The sequence below is a fragment of the Staphylococcus roterodami genome (genome assembly GCA_022493055.1).
Lineage (GTDB): Bacteria > Bacillota > Bacilli > Staphylococcales > Staphylococcaceae > Staphylococcus > Staphylococcus singaporensis.
This window is the reverse complement of the sequence record CP092781.1, coordinates 2,796,432-2,813,813: the sequence shown is the minus strand read 5'-3', so window position 1 is coordinate 2,813,813 and position 17,382 is coordinate 2,796,432. Positions and strand designations below refer to the sequence as shown.

Annotated in this window: 17 protein-coding genes and 2 pseudogenes; 15 read left to right on the top strand and 4 right to left on the bottom strand. The window is 32.6% G+C overall.

The features are described from left to right. Nucleotides 1–6 precede the first annotated feature (6 nt). From ML436_13700 to lip1, 15 genes and pseudogenes are all read left to right on the top strand, one after another. Complete coding sequence (locus ML436_13700; GenBank protein ID UMT78148.1) at nt 7–600, top strand: hypothetical protein; 594 nt, start codon at nt 7–9, stop codon at nt 598–600. Between the two features lie 46 nt (nt 601–646). Then, nucleotides 647–1,000 carry a DUF4467 domain-containing protein gene (locus ML436_13695; protein UMT78147.1) on the top strand — a complete coding sequence of 118 codons (354 nt, stop codon included), beginning with the start codon at nt 647–649 and terminating at the stop codon, nt 998–1,000. 111 nt (nt 1,001–1,111) lie between these two features. Beyond that, nucleotides 1,112–1,642: a helix-turn-helix domain-containing protein gene (locus tag ML436_13690; GenBank protein ID UMT78146.1), complete on the top strand. Its 531-nt coding sequence runs from the start codon at nt 1,112–1,114 to the stop codon at nt 1,640–1,642. Nucleotides 1,643–1,670: 28 nt separating this feature from the next. Continuing rightward, nucleotides 1,671–2,096, top strand: a complete 426-nt coding sequence (locus tag ML436_13685; GenBank protein UMT79529.1) for an IS30 family transposase — start codon at nt 1,671–1,673, stop codon at nt 2,094–2,096. A 296-nt stretch (nt 2,097–2,392) separates the two neighbouring features. After that, nucleotides 2,393–2,956 (top strand): annotated as a pseudogene (locus ML436_13680) (polysaccharide deacetylase family protein). A 309-nt stretch (nt 2,957–3,265) separates the two neighbouring features. After that, nucleotides 3,266–4,084, top strand: coding sequence for an ATP phosphoribosyltransferase regulatory subunit (locus ML436_13675; GenBank protein ID UMT78145.1), 819 nt, complete (start codon nt 3,266–3,268; stop codon nt 4,082–4,084). A gap of 17 nt (nt 4,085–4,101) precedes the next feature. Further along, a complete protein-coding gene (hisG, locus tag ML436_13670; GenBank protein UMT78144.1) occupies nt 4,102–4,716 on the top strand; it encodes an ATP phosphoribosyltransferase in 615 nt (204 codons plus the stop codon). Further along, nucleotides 4,709–5,959 (top strand): histidinol dehydrogenase, encoded by a 1,251-nt coding sequence (hisD, locus tag ML436_13665; GenBank protein UMT79528.1) that lies wholly within the window; start codon nt 4,709–4,711, stop codon nt 5,957–5,959. The genes hisG and hisD overlap by 8 nt, the downstream gene beginning before the upstream one ends. A 15-nt stretch (nt 5,960–5,974) precedes the next feature. Then, nucleotides 5,975–6,988: a histidinol-phosphate aminotransferase family protein gene (locus ML436_13660; GenBank protein ID UMT78143.1), complete on the top strand. Its 1,014-nt coding sequence runs from the start codon at nt 5,975–5,977 to the stop codon at nt 6,986–6,988. Then, nucleotides 6,957–7,535, top strand: a complete 579-nt coding sequence (gene hisB / locus ML436_13655; protein UMT78142.1) for an imidazoleglycerol-phosphate dehydratase HisB — start codon at nt 6,957–6,959, stop codon at nt 7,533–7,535. The genes ML436_13660 and hisB overlap by 32 nt, the downstream gene beginning before the upstream one ends. Beyond that, a complete protein-coding gene (gene hisH / locus ML436_13650; GenBank protein UMT78141.1) occupies nt 7,532–8,110 on the top strand; it encodes an imidazole glycerol phosphate synthase subunit HisH in 579 nt (192 codons plus the stop codon). Before hisB ends, hisH begins: the two co-directional genes overlap by 4 nt. Continuing rightward, nucleotides 8,103–8,807 (top strand): 1-(5-phosphoribosyl)-5-((5-phosphoribosylamino)methylideneamino)imidazole-4-carboxamide isomerase, encoded by a 705-nt coding sequence (gene hisA / locus ML436_13645; GenBank protein ID UMT78140.1) that lies wholly within the window; start codon nt 8,103–8,105, stop codon nt 8,805–8,807. The genes hisH and hisA overlap by 8 nt, the downstream gene beginning before the upstream one ends. Further along, nucleotides 8,804–10,191: pseudogene (hisF, locus tag ML436_13640) on the top strand (imidazole glycerol phosphate synthase subunit HisF). Before hisA ends, hisF begins: the two are co-directional and overlap by 4 nt. Nucleotides 10,192–10,395: 204 nt before the next feature. Further along, nucleotides 10,396–10,719, top strand: coding sequence for a hypothetical protein (locus ML436_13635; GenBank protein ID UMT78139.1), 324 nt, complete (start codon nt 10,396–10,398; stop codon nt 10,717–10,719). 962 nt (nt 10,720–11,681) lie between these two features. After that, nucleotides 11,682–13,718 carry a YSIRK domain-containing triacylglycerol lipase Lip1 gene (gene lip1, locus ML436_13630; protein UMT79527.1) on the top strand — a complete coding sequence of 679 codons (2,037 nt, stop codon included), beginning with the start codon at nt 11,682–11,684 and terminating at the stop codon, nt 13,716–13,718. Between the two features lie 222 nt (nt 13,719–13,940). Here the strand turns inward: lip1 and icaC are convergent, their stop codons facing one another. Genes icaC through icaA form a run of 4 tightly spaced genes read right to left on the bottom strand, consistent with a single transcriptional unit; the run spans nt 13,941 to nt 17,359 of the window. After that, entirely contained in the window at nt 13,941–14,993 is a 1,053-nt protein-coding gene (gene icaC, locus ML436_13625) for a polysaccharide intercellular adhesin biosynthesis/export protein IcaC (protein ID UMT78138.1), read from the bottom strand. Then, nucleotides 14,980–15,855, bottom strand: a complete 876-nt coding sequence (gene icaB, locus ML436_13620; protein UMT78137.1) for an intercellular adhesin biosynthesis polysaccharide N-deacetylase — start codon at nt 15,853–15,855, stop codon at nt 14,980–14,982. Before icaB ends, icaC begins: the two co-directional genes overlap by 14 nt. Beyond that, nucleotides 15,852–16,157 carry an intracellular adhesion protein IcaD gene (icaD, locus tag ML436_13615; GenBank protein ID UMT78136.1) on the bottom strand — a complete coding sequence of 102 codons (306 nt, stop codon included), beginning with the start codon at nt 16,155–16,157 and terminating at the stop codon, nt 15,852–15,854. Before icaD ends, icaB begins: the two co-directional genes overlap by 4 nt. Further along, a complete protein-coding gene (icaA, locus tag ML436_13610) occupies nt 16,121–17,359 on the bottom strand; it encodes a poly-beta-1,6 N-acetyl-D-glucosamine synthase IcaA (GenBank protein UMT78135.1) in 1,239 nt (412 codons plus the stop codon). Before icaA ends, icaD begins: the two co-directional genes overlap by 37 nt. Nucleotides 17,360–17,382: the final 23 nt, after the last annotated feature.

The window sequence follows — 17,382 nt, the reverse complement described above, 5'->3', positions numbered from 1 at the left end:
ATAATAATGAAATTAAAGATTATTGGCTTTGTGATTGTGACAATTTTAACAGTGAGTGCTTATTTTATAGGTACACAAACAACGAAGCAACAAGTTCAAAAAGAAAAGAATCATGTGAGTGCATTAAAGCAAGCATTACAACAAGAAAAAGATACGAATGAATCATTAAATCAACGTGTAAAACGTCAATCTAAGACAGTGATTGCGGAGGAAGAAAAACAAATACGTGAGACAGCACAAACATTTACAACAGAGCTATTTACGTTAAAAAAAGGGTCATCATTTAAACAAAAAGCTAAACCACTTAAGCCATTAGTAACAGAAAAATATTATGATGTATTGTTTAGTGATAATAGAGAGAAGTTTAGTATTTTCGACGATGTAACAGTGAGTGATATTCATGTATATTTTGATCAGTATGACCCTAAGCATGATAACTATAAAGTATTTGTGCAGTTTAATGAGCGTATTGATACTGAGGGGCAAAAGGAAGTTGAGAACCGTAAAACATCTGTACAACTTGATATGGTGCGTACAAATGATAAATGGTTAATTAATAATGTACAGCGTTTTAATTTACAAAAAAATGGGCGTGGATAATTTATAAAATAATGATATAATTCAATTAAAAGGAGATGATTATATCATGATAAAGCGATTTTTATTTATAACATTGATTTTAGTTGTATCTACATCTTTAATTGCATGTGGTAAAAAGTATGATAAAGAAATTGAAGAAGTAAGTAATTTAGAAAAAGAATCGACTAAGGATAGAAGTACTAAAAAATTTTCTAGGGAAAATTCAGATTTTAAAGTTTATGAAGATGGCAAAGTTATAATAGTATCTTATAAGTCATTAGATGGTAATGGTGTTGAACGTAATAGTTTTTATAAGAAAAATGAAACTACTTCTAAATATGAAGAAGATATAAATGCGAAAATAAAAAGATATGAGCGAGAAAATAAGCCAGATTATAAAGAGGAAAATTTAAAAGAATAGACAAAAGCAACTCCCTAAAGCGACAGATAAGTTTGGGAGTTGCTTTCTTTTAACATCTTCTTCTATTATATTTTATAAACGATGTTTAAAAATGTAAAGGAGAAGATGAAAATGACTGAAAAGAATACACAACGAAAGAGAAGGGTTGCAGTTGATTTGGATACACGTTTAGCAATAGCGAAATATCTTGATGACGGGTTATCCATATTACAAATTGCGAATATATTAGGTAGACATCATAATGTGATTTATTATGAGTTAAATCATCGTTCTCAAGAAGATGGAACATATGACCCTGTAAAAGCGCATCAAATGGCTAAAGAAACTAAGAAAATGCCAGAAAAAAAGAAGGAAGAGATGCGTGCATTAAATCCTACTATAAAGAAATATATTGAACAGAAATTGTCTTTAAAGTGGTCACCTAGACAGATTTCTTCAGAAATGGAAAAAGATATTGGCTATTATGTTAGCTTTTCTACTATATATAGATATATTAATACTGGACAAATTAGAGTAAATAAAGTGAAAGATATGCGCCGAGGTGGAAAAAAGCATACAAAAACAACTGAAGAACGTGGCAAAATTAAAATAGGTCAGCATCGTTCAATAAGTAGTCGGTCCAATAGAAGTCGTAAAACGTGAAGAATTTGGACATTATGAAATAGATACTATTTGGAGTAAACGTCCCTCTCGATATTGTTTATTAACGATTTTAGAACGTAAAACGAGATTTTTATATGCGAAAATTTTACCTACAAGACGTTCTGATGTTGTATGTTCAACGATTGTAGAAATATTGAAACAAGAAAATATTAAAACGATTACGATTGATAGAGGTAAGGAATTTGCGAAATTTGAGTTAATTGAACGTGAGTTGAATTGTTCTGTTTATTTTAGCGATCCGGGTTGTCCATATCAACGTGGTTCTATAGAACAAGTAAATGGATTATTACGTCAATATTTTCCTAAAGATACAGATTTTGTAAATGTTTCTGATATAGATGTAGAAATAGCCGTGCTACAAATTAATCAGCGTCCAAGAATGAAGCAAAATTATAAGACAAGTGAGTATATGAGAATGTTAGAATATAATTAGAGACGCACATAACCCTAATGACCTTACTTTTTAGTGATTGTGTTCTGTAAGAACCTATCACTAAAAATAAGGTGGTCTAAGCGAGCGTTTAAGCGCGAGTGCGGAAGTGAAAAGGCGTTGGCATAATGCATAAGAAATGTATATAAACATTATAATTGTAATTCTTTTCTTGTATAGCGGTTTTGTGATATAATGTTAGTAATAACAATCAACTTATATATCTTCTATTTATACTCTTTCTTTATAACCATAAAAATTTATTTAAAAAATTTTTCGAAACCTCTTGACACACTGCAAATAAATTTGTAAAAGAACATCCAGATTTTTCTTTAAACGGTGAAAAAGGCGTTGTTGCACTGACTGGTTATGAAGGTGTATTAGGATATCGTACGAATGAGATAAACAGTAAAGACTATGAAAAAAATAAAAAAGCCGCTGAAGAAGTAGTTCGCGCTATGAAACGAGATGGTTGGTCATTTGCGAGTCATTCATATGGTCATATTAATTTTGAAAAGACATCATTTGATGGTATTAAAAAAGATACTAAAAGATGGAAAGATGAAGTTGAACCAATAGTAGGTAAAACGGATATGTTTGTATTTCCGCATGGTGCACAAGATAGACATATACCAGCATATAATTACTTGGTAGATGATGCCGGATTTAAATTCATTGCAGGCGTCGGTCCGAATAATTTTACAGATATTTCATCAACGAACGTTTACCAAGATAGAGTTGCAATTGATGGTCTAAACTTATTTGAATTTAAATATAAACTAAAACCATTTTTCAATCCTGAAAATGTATATAGTCAAGAAGATCGACATTACTTTAAAGGTAATCGAAAATATGAAGAATAAGTTGAAATGAATAGAGTAATCCTGAAAAAAAGATAATGTATTAACTCATTAGGCAAGGACAATATGTGCAAGAAGTACAACTTCAATATAAAAATTGTAGTTATAAATTTTTATATGCGCAATTGTCCTGCTTTTTTTATTCAAAAAATTTAACCACAATATATCGAATTTTCAGAAAAAGGTTGTAATAGTTTGATAAAAATGATAAGTTATTACCCATATTACACTTTAGCATGGTAGAGAATTAAAGTAATTAAATTATAAAACATCATCTATTTTACATAGGATGTTGAAGGTAAGGGTGGTCGAGTGAATAATTCAAAACAATTAATTGCTTTAAAAGAAGCAGAGACATCATTTTTAAAATACTTTAATCAAGCGAATTATGAGCTGGTAGATTTTAACGTCATTGAAAAATTGGACTGGAAGCAATTAAATCATGAAGATTTGCAACAAATGGGTGAGCGTAATTTTTGGCAGCATGAACAACAAATTTATGCACTTCGAAATGATTTTACTGATCAATTATTACGTTATTACACGATGTATCCAACATCAGCAACGAGAGTAGCATATACAGGCTTAATCATTCGAAATAATGAAGCGGCTGTACAAGTAGGTTTGGAAAACTATACGCCAACATTAACTAATGTGCAACAGAGCCTAAAGTTATTTATTCAATTTATCCAACAACAATTACAAGATAATGTGCAATTTGTCGTACTAGGGCATTATCAATTACTCGATGCATTGCTAGATAAAGCATTACAAACACCTGACATATTATCGATGATTGAGGAACGTAATCTATCAGGTTTGGTCACATATTTGTCAGCTGAACATCCGATTGTTCAAATTTTACAGGAAAATACGCAACAACAATTAAATATATTGGAACGCTACATTTCTAAAGATCACCCAGCACTTGTTGAACTAAATGTTTGGCAACAATGGTTACATACGCAAGGGTACAATGATATCCATTTAGATATTACGGCACAGCCGCCTAGATCTTATTACAAGGGACTATTTATTCAGTGTCATTTAGCAGAAAATGAATCACGTATTTTAACAGGGGGTTATTACAAAGGAAGTATCGAAGGGTTTGGATTAGGATTAACACTTTAAGTAAGGGAGTATGCACAATGTTAAGAATTGCCATAGCAAAAGGACGACTAATGGATAGTTTAATTAACTATTTAGATGTAATTGAATTTACGGCATTATCAGAAGCACTAAAGAATAGAGAACGCCAATTATTATTAAGCGTAGACAATATTGAATGTATTTTAGTAAAGGGAAGTGACGTGCCCATCTATGTGGAACAAGGAATTGCTGATATCGGTATCGTTGGTAGCGACATTTTAGATGAGCGTCATTACAATGTTAACAATTTATTGAATCTGCCATTTGGAGCATGTCATTTTGCAGTTGCAGCGAAACCTGAAACGACCAATTATCGTAAAATCGCAACGAGTTATGTCCATACTGCTGAAAGATATTTCAAATCAAAAGGCATTGATGTTGAGCTTATTAAATTGAATGGTTCTGTTGAATTAGCCTGTGTCGTTGATATGGTTGACGGTATCGTTGATATCGTCCAAACAGGTACTACTTTAGAAGCAAATGGACTGGTTGAAAAGCAACATATTAGCGATATCAATGCAAGATTAATTACTAATAAAGCAGCTTATTTTAAAAAATCACAGTTAATAGAGCAATTTATTCGTTCTATGGAGGTGTCTATTGCCAATGCTTAATGCACAACAATTTTTAAATCAATTTTCATTAGAAGCGCCATTAGATGAGTCGCTATATCCAATTATTCGTGATATTTGTCAGGAAGTTAAGGTTCATGGGGATAAGGCTTTAAAAATGTATAATTTAACATTTGATCATACTAAAACAGATCATTTAGAAATTAGTCGTGAACAGATTAAATCAGCATTTGATACGTTAGATGAAAAAACAAAACAAGCATTACAACAAAGTTATGAAAGAATTAAAGCATATCAAGAAAGTATTAAGCAGACGAATCAACAGAGAGAAGAATCAGATGAGTGTTATGAAATATACCATCCACTAGAAAGTGTCGGTATTTACGTGCCAGGTGGTAAAGCAAGTTATCCTTCAACGGTATTAATGACAGCGACGTTAGCACAAGTAGCAGGTGTGGAAAATATTGTCGTTGTGACACCACCTCAACCTAATGGTGTGTCTCAAGAAGTATTAGCAGCATGCTATATTACGCAAGTTGATCAAGTGTTTCAAGTTGGTGGTGCTCAAAGTATTGCTGCGTTAACTTATGGCACAGAAACGATACCTAAAGTTGATAAGATTGTAGGTCCAGGCAATCAATTTGTTGCATATGCCAAGAAATATTTCTTTGGACAAGTAGGTATTGACCAAATAGCTGGACCAACAGAAATAGCACTGATTATTGATGAAACAGCAGATTTAGATGCCATCGTATATGATGTTTTTGCACAAGCTGAACATGATGAATTAGCACGTACATATGTCATTAGTGAAGATGCGCAAGTACTTAAAGATCTAGAATCACGCATTGCCAAAGCATTACCGAATGTAGATAGAAACGACATTGTTTCTAAAAGTATCGCTAATCAGCACTACCTTATCCATGCTAGTAATTTTGATGAAGCATGCCATGTCATGAATACAATTGCGCCTGAACATGCGTCGATTCAAACTGGAGATCCTCAACCATATATTGAAAAAGTGAAATATGTGGGTGCATTGTTTATTGGACATTATTCGCCAGAGGTCATAGGGGATTACGTTGCAGGTCCAAGTCATGTATTACCTACAAATAGAACAGCTAGATTTACCAACGGGTTATCAGTCAATGATTTCTTAACACGGAACACGGTCATACATTTATCAAAAGATACGTTTGATGAAATTGCTGATTCAGCACAACATATTGCCCATGTCGAAGCACTATATAATCACCAGAAATCTATTTTAATACGTCAGTCTTAGGGGAGTGTAATTGAAATGATTTATATTGATAAAAATGAAAGTCCCGTTACGCCGTTGGATGAAAAAACAATAACTTCAATTATTAGTGCAACACCATATAATTTATATCCAGATAAAGCATATGAGCAATTCAAGGACGCTTACGCTAAGTTTTACGGGTTATCGTCTGAACAAATTATTGCAGGAAATGGTTCTGATGAATTGATTCAAAAGTTAATGCTAATCATGCCTGAAGGTCCGGCATTAACACTAAATCCAGACTTTTTTATGTATCAAGCATATGCGGCACAAGTAAATAGAGAAATTGATTTTGTAGATGCGGAACCTGATTTAACGTTTGATTTGGAAACCATTTTATCAAGAATTGATGAAGTACAACCATCATTTTTCATTATGAGTAATCCACATAATCCATCAGGTAAGCAATTTGATACAGCATTTTTAACAGCTATTGCAGATAAAATGAAAGCATTAAACGGATACTTTGTCATTGATGAAGCATATTTAGATTATGGTACGGCATATGACGTTGAACTGGCACCACACATTTTAAGAATGCGCACATTATCAAAGGCGTTTGGAATTGCTGGCTTAAGATTAGGTGTATTAATTAGTACTGCTGAAACGATACAGCGTATCCAAAAAATAGAACATCCATATCCATTAAATGTATTCACGCTAAATATTGCAACCTATATTTTTAGACATAAAGATGAGACAAGACGATTTTTAACGATGCAACGTCAATTAGCTAATCGGTTAAAACAAATATTTGATACTCACGTTGCAGACAAGATGTCGATATTACCATCAAATGCTAATTTTGTTCTAACTAATGGTTCTGCAGCGCAACATTTAGGACAGTATGTATATGATCAAGGTTTTAAACCACGTTTTTATGATGAGCCGGTAATGAAAGGCTATGTAAGATACTCAATTGCAACAGCATCACAGTTAAAGCAACTAGAAGAAATTGTTAAAGAATGGAGCGTAAAATATGATTTATCAAAAACAACGAAACACAGCTGAAACACAACTAAATATTTCATTATCAGATGACCAGTCACCATCGCATATTAATACAGGTGTGGGATTTTTAAATCATATGTTAACTTTGTTTACGTTTCATAGTGGTCTGTCATTAAACATTGAGGCACAAGGTGATATAGAGGTAGACGATCATCACGTAACTGAAGATATCGGAATTGTTATTGGCCAATTGTTACTCGAAATGATTAAAGATAAAAAGCACTTCGTTCGTTATGGAGCAATGTACATTCCTATGGATGAAACATTAGCGCGTGTCGTTGTTGATATAAGCGGGCGCCCATATTTATCTTTCAATGCATCGTTAAGTAAGGAGAAAGTAGGTACCTTTGATACAGAATTGGTGGAAGAATTTTTTAGAGCGGTCGTAATCAACGCAAGATTAACAACGCATATTGATTTGATTCGTGGGGGTAACACACACCATGAGATTGAAGCTATATTCAAAGCATTTGCTCGCGCGTTAGGTATGGCGCTAACTGCAACTAATGATCAACGTGTACCATCATCGAAAGGTGTGATTGAATGATTGTAATCATTGATTATGGACTGGGCAATATTAGCAATGTAAAGCGTGCTGTTGAACATTTGGGGTATGAGGTGGTTGTCTCAAATAACAAAAAAATAATCGATCAAGCAGAAACAATCATATTGCCCGGTGTCGGCCATTTTAAAGATGCGATGTCAGAGATAAAACGATTAAATCTCGATAAAATATTGTCTAACAGCAATGATAAGACCATGATTGGTATTTGTCTCGGTATGCAACTTATGTATGAGCATAGCGATGAAGGCGATGCTTATGGATTAGGATTTATCCCGGGAAATATTTCGTATATTCAGACAGACTACCCAGTACCACACTTAGGTTGGAATAATTTAGTGAGTCAGCACCCTATGTTAAATCAAGATGTTTATTTCGTACATTCTTATCAAGCGCCGATGTCAGAAAATGTGGTTGCGTATGCGCATTATGGGACTGATATTCCGGCAATTGTTCAATATAACAATTATATTGGTATTCAATTCCATCCTGAAAAAAGCGGTGCATATGGATTACAAATTTTGCGTCAGGCAATACAAGGGGGATTTATAAATGATTGAATTATGGCCAGCAATTGATTTGATTGGGTCAACTAGTGTGAGGCTAACAGAAGGTAAATATGACAGTGAAGAAAAAATGTCACGATCTGCTGAAGAAAGTATTGCTTACTATAGTCAATTTGAAAGTGTTAAACGTATTCATATTGTTGACTTAATAGGTGCTAAAGCACAGCATGCCCGTGAGTTTGACTATATTAAATCATTGAGGATGCTAACTAGAAAAGATATTGAAGTAGGTGGTGGCATTCGTACGAAAGCACAACTCATGGACTACTTTGCTGCAGGGATTAATTATTGCATAGTTGGAACGAAAGGTATTCAAGATATAGAGTGGCTTCAAGAGATGGCACATACATTTCCAGGTCGCATTTATTTATCTGTTGATGCTTATGGAGAAGATATTAAAGTGAATGGTTGGGAAGAGGATACAGAGTTAAATTTATTTGCCTTTGTGAAAAAGTTATCTGATATACCTCTTGGAGGCATCATTTATACTGATATTGCTAAAGACGGTAAAATGTCCGGACCTAACTTTGAATTAACTGGTCAATTAGTAAAGGCAACGACGATTCCTGTCATCGCGTCTGGTGGTATTAGACATCAACAAGATATTCAACGATTAGCTTCACTAAATGTTCACGCTGCTATTATAGGAAAAGCTGCACACCATGCATCTTTTTGGGAGGGGCTAAAATGATAAAAAAACGTATCATTCCATGTTTAGATGTCAAAGATGGTCGCGTTGTGAAAGGGATTCAATTTAAAGGGTTAAGAGATATTGGGAATCCTGTTGATTTAGCAATGTATTACAATGAAGCGGGTGCTGATGAGTTAGTATTTTTAGACATCTCTAAGACGGAAGAGGGTCATAGCTTAATGTTAGAAGTGATTGAACAGACAGCGTCACGCTTATTTATCCCTCTTACAGTTGGTGGCGGTATTCAAAGTCTTGAAGATATTACTCAATTGTTAAATCATGGTGCAGATAAAGTATCTTTAAATTCAAGTGCCTTAAAAAATCCAGAATTAATTAAACAAGCAAGTGATAAATTTGGTAGACAATGTATCTGCATAGCAATTGATAGCTATTATGATCCTGAAAGAAAAGCACATTATTGTTGTACGCATGGTGGTAAAAAGATGACAAATATTAAAGTATATGACTGGGTACAGCAAGTAGAACAGTTAGGTGCAGGTGAATTGCTCGTTACAAGTATGGGACATGATGGTATGAAGCAAGGATTTGATATTGAACATTTAGCGAAAATAAAGTCTCTTGTAAACATTCCAATCATTGCATCTGGTGGCGGTGGCAATGCACAACACTTTGTAGAATTGTTTGAACAGACGGATGTTTCTGCAGGTTTAGCTGCAAGTATATTGCATGACAGGGAAACGACGGTTCAATCTATTAAAGCAGTGATACGACAAGGGGGTATAGCAGTAAGATGACCAATTATAAAATTGATTTTAGCAAAGGGTTAGTGCCAGCAATTTTACAAGATAGTCGAACAAAACAAGTGTTGATGTTGGGTTATATGAATCAAGAAGCTTTTGATAAAACGATAGAAGATGGTGTTGTATGTTTCTATTCACGATCTAAGCAACGCCTTTGGACAAAGGGTGAGACATCAGGTCATACGCAACTTGTTAAAGACATTCATGTAGATTGTGACAATGACACTATTTTAATTGATGTCATACCAAATGGACCAACATGTCATACAGGCAGTCAAAGTTGTTTCAATACAGAAGTTCCATTTTCAGTGCAAATATTAGCGCAGACAGTTCAAGATAGTGCCCAATCCAATAATGAAAAGTCATATGCAAAATATTTATTAACAGAAGGTATAGAAAAGATTACAAAAAAATACGGTGAAGAAGCTTTTGAAGTCGTAATTGAAGCAATTAAAGGTGACAAAAAAGCATTTGTAAGTGAAGTAGCAGATGAACTTTATCATTTATTTGTCTTGATGCATGCACTTGGAGTCGATTTTTCAGAAATTGAGGCAGAATTAGCGCATAGACATCATAAGCGCAATAACTTTAAAGGTGAGCGACAAAATATCGAACAGTGGTAAAACAAGTATGGACTGAGATATAGGGAAAAGGATCATGGCATATACACTTACAAATATTGTGGAAAACGTGACATTTTCAAGTTTAAAATACGACACCAACATATTTTAACTATGAATGCTGTGATGGTACTAAAGTTGCGAACTCGTTATAGATAAGTAGTAGATAATCACGACACGATACCAAAAATAATTATAAAAAGTGAATTGAGCAACTCAGGAATAGATGTCACTGTTAAAGATGTTGAAAAGTATATGAATCGATATAATGAAGTTATGAAGGGAAAAAATGGCGAAAAAGCTAAAGAGAATTTAGTAGCCTTTAATAAAGAAGTAGAAAAGCAACAGAAAAAAAATACTACAAGCAATAGAGATGCTTGTGATGCTCTAACTGTAACTGGTTTTGCACATACAACTGCTACAACGGGAGCGATGGTTGCTCTAGGTGTTAGTGGTCCTATTGGCTGGGGTGTCGGTACTGGAATGGCAGCACTTTATGCTGGCGGATCTATTGCTTGTAATAATATGTAGGTGAAAAATATGAAAAAATTATTCAATGAATATTTTTTTACTACGAGTCAAGCAACTGCATTAATTATTTTTTCATTACCAATGACAGACTTATTCACTAAGAACCTTTTATTATATATGCTTCTATTTATTATTATAATTGGAAGTACATTTTTTATTGAGAGAGAGTTAAGTAAAAAATATTCATTACAGGAAAAAGCTAAAAAGTTATGTTTGTCGTTACTACCTATTAATATCATAGTTGTCTTTATATTCTTTATATTTATACTGTGAATAAAAATATATCTAGCCTGAAATAGAAATGTCATAGTCTATGTAAAAGACAATCTCCATTAGAACTAAGATGTGCATCCCAAAAGTTGGACTAAAAAACTAACTTTATGGGGTGTATTTTTATGCTAATCATCATAAATTCGAGATTAAGTTAAAAATATTAGGATACTTACTCTTTGAGGGAAGAAAATTAACTGTATATATTTAATGTAGGAACAAGTATTACGACTTATCCTGATACAATCATTGTGGATGGGATAATATTTTTAGATTTAAAATACGACACCAGCAATAATTAAAACTGTAATAGCTCATAAATTACCTTCATACAGCTAATCTAAAAAATGATACATCATTGGTATCAAGCCCCAAACATGTAAATATTAAAAATCAAAAAAGATATATGTAAAAAAGTTACAATTTGCATAATTAAATTGTGTCTAATTATTGACTAATTAAATTTTGCCAAATATAATATTAATTAATAATTTGAAATGATTAGCGTATACACTTTAAATTCTCTTTGGAGAATATATTTTTTAAATACAAATGTAAACGCTTTCTCATCAAATTAAACAACAGAAAGGATGGTCATTATGAGTGCTTGGTTAAGTAAATTATTTGAGTTTATTCCTCGAATAATCATCAATTTGTTTATCTAAAATAAAAAAATAGAGGTGCTGACAATGATGAAAAGTCAAAATAAGTATAGTATTCGTAAATTTAGTGTAGGTGCATCTTCCATTTTGATAGCTACTTTACTATTTTTAAGTGGTGGACATGCGCAAGCAGCTGAGAAGCAAGTGAACATGGGAAATTCACAGGAGGATACAGTTACAGCACAATCTATTGGGGATCAACAAACTAGGGAAAATGCTAATTATCAACGTGAAAACGGTGTTAACGAACAGCAACATACTGAAAATTTAACTAAGAACTGGAATAATGATAAAACAACATCAGAAGAAAATCATCGTAAAACAGATGATTTGAATAAAGATCAACTAAAGGATGATAAAAAATCATCGCTTAATAATAAAAATATTCAACGTGATACAACAAAAACTAACAATGCTAATCTTAGCAATGTAAATCACGGGTTAGAACAGAACGTTAATGATGGCAAACAAAGTAAAGTGGCGTCAAAAAAACAGCAACAAGAGAACCATGGAAGTCGCGATCTAGTCGCCAATAAAAAGCTACCTTCATCAAGTTTAACTAAACAAGCACCATTATTGGATAAAACAGAACAAGCAAGCTCAGTAGAAAAATCTAATAAAACAGAGTTTGTACAACCACAACAAAAGAATCAAGCGAATGATAAAATTACTAACCACAATTTTAACAATGAACAAGAAGTGAATCCTCAAAAAGACGTAAAATCACTGCAAGTATCAGATTTAAAAAACAATCAAAAATCACCAGTAGAACCAACAAAGGACAATGACAAGAAAAAAGGTTTAAATTTATTAAAAAGTAGTGCAGTAGCAACGTTACCGAATAAAGGTACAAAGGAACTTACTGCAAAAGCGAAAGGCGATCAAACGAATAAAGTTGCCAAACAAGGACAGTATAAAAATCAAGATCCTATCGTTTTAGTGCATGGTTTCAATGGATTTACAGATGATATTAATCCTTCAGTGTTAGCTCATTATTGGGGCGGTAATAAAATGAACATTCGCCAAGATTTAGAAGAAAATGGTTTCAAAGCTTATGAAGCAAGTATAAGTGCTTTTGGAAGTAACTATGACCGCGCAGTTGAACTTTATTATTATATCAAAGGCGGTCGTGTAGATTATGGTGCAGCACATGCAGCAAAGTATGGCCATGAACGCTACGGAAAAACATATGAAGGCGTATATAAAGATTGGAAACCAGGACAAAAAATACACCTAGTTGGACATAGTATGGGCGGTCAAACGATACGTCAACTAGAAGAATTACTGCGTAATGGTAATCGTGAAGAAATAGAGTATCAAAAGAAACATGGTGGCGAAATTTCACCATTATTCAAAGGTAATCATGACAATATGATTTCATCAATTACTACTTTAGGAACACCACATAATGGTACACACGCATCAGATTTAGCTGGAAATGAAGCTTTAGTGAGACAGGTTGTATTTGATATCGGTAAAATGTTCGGTAATAAAAATTCTAGAGTAGACTTCGGGTTGGCTCAATGGGGTCTAAAACAGAAACCAAATGAATCATATATTGATTATGTAAAACGTGTTAAACAGTCTAATTTATGGAAATCAAAAGACAATGGATTTTATGACTTAACACGCGAGGGTGCGACAGAATTAAATCGCAAAACGTCATTAAATCCTAATATTGTATATAAAACTTATACTGGTGAAGCGACACATAAAGCTTTGAACAGTGATAGACAAAAAGCTGACTTAAATATGTTTTTCCCATTCGTAATAACAGGTAACTTAATTGGTAAAGCTACTGAAAAAGAATGGAGAGAGAACGATGGCTTAGTATCAGTTGTCTCTTCTCAACATCCATTTAATCAAGCATATACAAATGCTACAGATAAAATTCAAAAAGGTATTTGGCAAGTAACACCGACAAAACATGATTGGGATCATGTTGATTTTGTAGGACAAGATAGTTCTGATACGGTTCGTACAAGAGAAGAATTACAAGATTTTTGGCATCATTTAGCAGCTGATTTAGTGAAAACTGAAAAAGTTACAGATACAAAACAAGCATAATTAAAAAAGGGAGGGATAGACAATGACAGCAGACTTCTTTCAATTAATCGGTTCATTATTTAGAATTTTAAAAGAATTATTTAAATAATACTCTTATATAAATGTGTTAGTGTCTATAAATATATTGGTAATATAAACCGTGAATATAACTACAAACAAACACGCGATGATTTTAGCTCAATTTAAATTAAGCGAGCTTTTCATCGCGTGTTTTTGTATTAGTTAGTATGCATTAATATTTAATTTATATGGTTGTTTTCCAATGATAAATCTAAAGATATAGAATTCACGGAAAATCATACCCACACCAATGCATAATCCTAAAATAAATAGAAGAGATACAGTTAGGAATACCATAGTATTATCTTCAAATATATTTGTATATGCAAATAGTGAATCTAAGATAATTGGATGTAATAAATATATGAAAAACGAGAATGCGCTAATCATTTGAATTGTATTAAATAGCATTGTTTTAAAATGTGTACAAATTCCTAATATCACGATAAACATAACACTATTATATGGTGTTAACGAATATGAGAAGCTTGTAACATTCCAATAATCCCCATTTGCCAATGCAATAAATACAAAGTATGTTGCTACAGCTAAAACAATCATTATAACTAAATAGCGTTCTAAGAAATTTAAGACACGCTCGTAGTTATAGCCAAGGTATGCACCCAAGAAGAAATAGAAAATCCATCCAAATATCAATGTGTTTTCACTTAATGGATAATAGTGTAAAACTGTATCATGGAATGCTGTATTGTTTGAAAAGTAATATAAAAATGATTGTTGTACGATAAATGATAGTAGCAACAATATTTTACTGTTGAAAAGATTATAATTAATTTTAAAAATGATATAACTTAGAACAAAGAATTGCATGATAACTACGATAAAATAACCATACCATTGACCTAATAAAACATTTTCAACGAATTGTTTGTTGAAAGAAGAGTTAGTTAATAAAGACTCACTGTAACTATAAAATAAACCCATTAATATGTAAGGAATAAGTATATATTTCACACGTGTTGTTAAATATCTGTATGTGACTTTTTGGTAATTCAATGTTGTAAGTAATTGAGATAATATAATAAAGCATGGCGTTCCAAAAATAACAATATTACGAATATAGAATTGTAATACTAAAGAACCACCCTCCATATTTTCATGCTTTAAAGTAATTTGTGTTAATAAATGTGTAACGATAATAATCGTACATATAATTGCACGTAAATAAACAAGTTCAAGTCTAATCTTTTTCATGGAATCCGTCCCATCTCTTAATTAAATGCTCAAAAGCATCATCACTAATTAATATTCTTGGGATGTAATAATCGTCGGCGTTAGGCGTGACTGCTTTTTCCTCTAATGAAAAACCATATTTTATTCCTGCTTTTTTAATGGCAGGTAATTTTTTGTCATTCATCAAGCCATAAGGATAGGCTATTGTATTCTGTGACTTTTTAAAGTTTTTAGTTAGATATTTTTCACTTTCATTTATATCTTTGATAATTGTTGCATCCGATGATTGCATCAACTTCGATTTATTGTTTTTACTCAAATTATGCAAATCATCTGTGTGAGTTTCAAATTCCCATAATCCAGTTTTATACATTTCTTTAAGTTGTTTTTTACTAATCATATCGAGATTATGGAAATTTTCTTCACCTACATGTCCTGTTATAATAAATCCAGTTGCAGGAATTTTATATTTTTTTAGAATTGGATAAGCATTTTCGTAAATGGTTTCATCCATATCGTCGAAGTTTATCCAAACACTACGTTTTGGAAACTTTCCTTTTTTCTTATAATATAAAAATTCTTTCAGTGTTAAAAATTTAGCATCGTGTGATCGCAACCATTTAATTTGTGACTCAAACTGTGATTGGCTAACACTATAATTCTTAATTTCTTTACTACTTGAGAAGAAATAAATAAAATTATTCAGAAAATTTGCTTTTCTCACGCGGTGATAATTTAATGCAAGGGCACTACCTTCTTTGAATTTCAGTTTTTTGGGTGAATCGTCATCGTCTGCGCTTGCAACATGATGCGTGTCCATTGTGCTTACAGGTAAGATGATTAATAGACTTAATACAAGGATAATTAATTTTCGTAACTTCACGAATCTCTTCCTCTCTGCCACTTTTGAATGAGTAGACTAATTGTAAAAAATACAAAAATTATAATCGTGAAAATACCCATACTTTCAAAAATGTCTAAAATTTCAGTATTTTCAATATTCAAGGCAACTCGAATGGTGTTAACACTCTCGTCATGAAAACCAAAAATGGTGCCAAAATAAACGAGTAAAACGACAAAACAATAAATCCAAAAGAAACAGGATATAGCGATAAGTGCTGTTTCTCTAACGATATTTAGTGATGATTTTAACGTTGGGTATTCCCTCTGTCTGGGCTTGACCATGTTGCGTAACCACCTTTCTTACGTTTTAAGGCTTTTGGAAATGCGACTAGTACAACTGCTGCATTAATAATCCAGTATACTGTTGGATACCAACTGACGAATATGAGTCCTGCCATATTCTTTTTTTCGTAGCGACTATCTATAAAGAGAGCGACTGTAAATTGAATAACGTTTATAAAAGTCATAGTGAATGATGATAGTAAAAAGATTGAAAAACTATATGTCATAAATGTATAGTCTAAGAAGTTTGCTGTGATGAACAAATAACCTAAATATAGAAGCACAATATATACCCATAAAATTGAGATGATTTGTTCAAACATCAAAATATATAAAGGAAACCTTTTTGTTTTCATCGTACTAAAAAAGTCTCGTAGTAATACTTCATGTCCCCCTTGAGCCCATCTAACACGTTGTTTCCAAAGACCTCCCAATGTTTCTGGAACCAACATCCAACACATTGCACGAGGCTCATATTTAATATGATATCCAAGTAAATGTAATTTCCAAGAAACTGCAATATCTTCAGTTATCATATCGGTATCCCAGTAGCCAACATCTACAACTGCACTTTTTTTAAATAGAGTGAAGACACCAGAAATAGTGTTTACTGCACCAGCAAGTGTTTGACTACGCTTTATACAGCCAATTAAACTTGCATATTCTATCGTTTGGATTTTACCTAAAATAGAACTCTTATTTCGTATTCTAGGGTTACCTGTAACGGCACCAAGTTTTGGGTTATGCTTGAAATTTTCAATCATATAATATGGTGCATCTTGATCAACGATAGTGTCTGCATCTAAACACATTACATAATCATATGATGCCTGTTTGATGCCTTGATTGAGAGCGTTAGCCTTTCCTCTATTTTCTTGCAAATCTACGAAAATAAAGTCATTATTCTTCTTCATCTTATAGATGAGTTCGGCTGTGTTATCTGAACTTCCGTCATTGATAATGATAATTTCTTTTTTTTCATATTTTAATGCCAAAACGTTCGATAATGTATCTTCAATCGTTTCACTTTCGTTATAACAGGCAAGTAAAAATGTAATGCCTTCTAATTCATCCACATTTACGTCTGGTTTCTTTTTCAGCGAATATCTAATTTCTTTAGTGAAAAAGTAATAAATTGAACCTACTATCCAATAAATAGACATAAAAACAGGATAAAATAGTAAAAAGTTAAAAAATTGCAAATTCCTTTACCTACCTTTCGTTA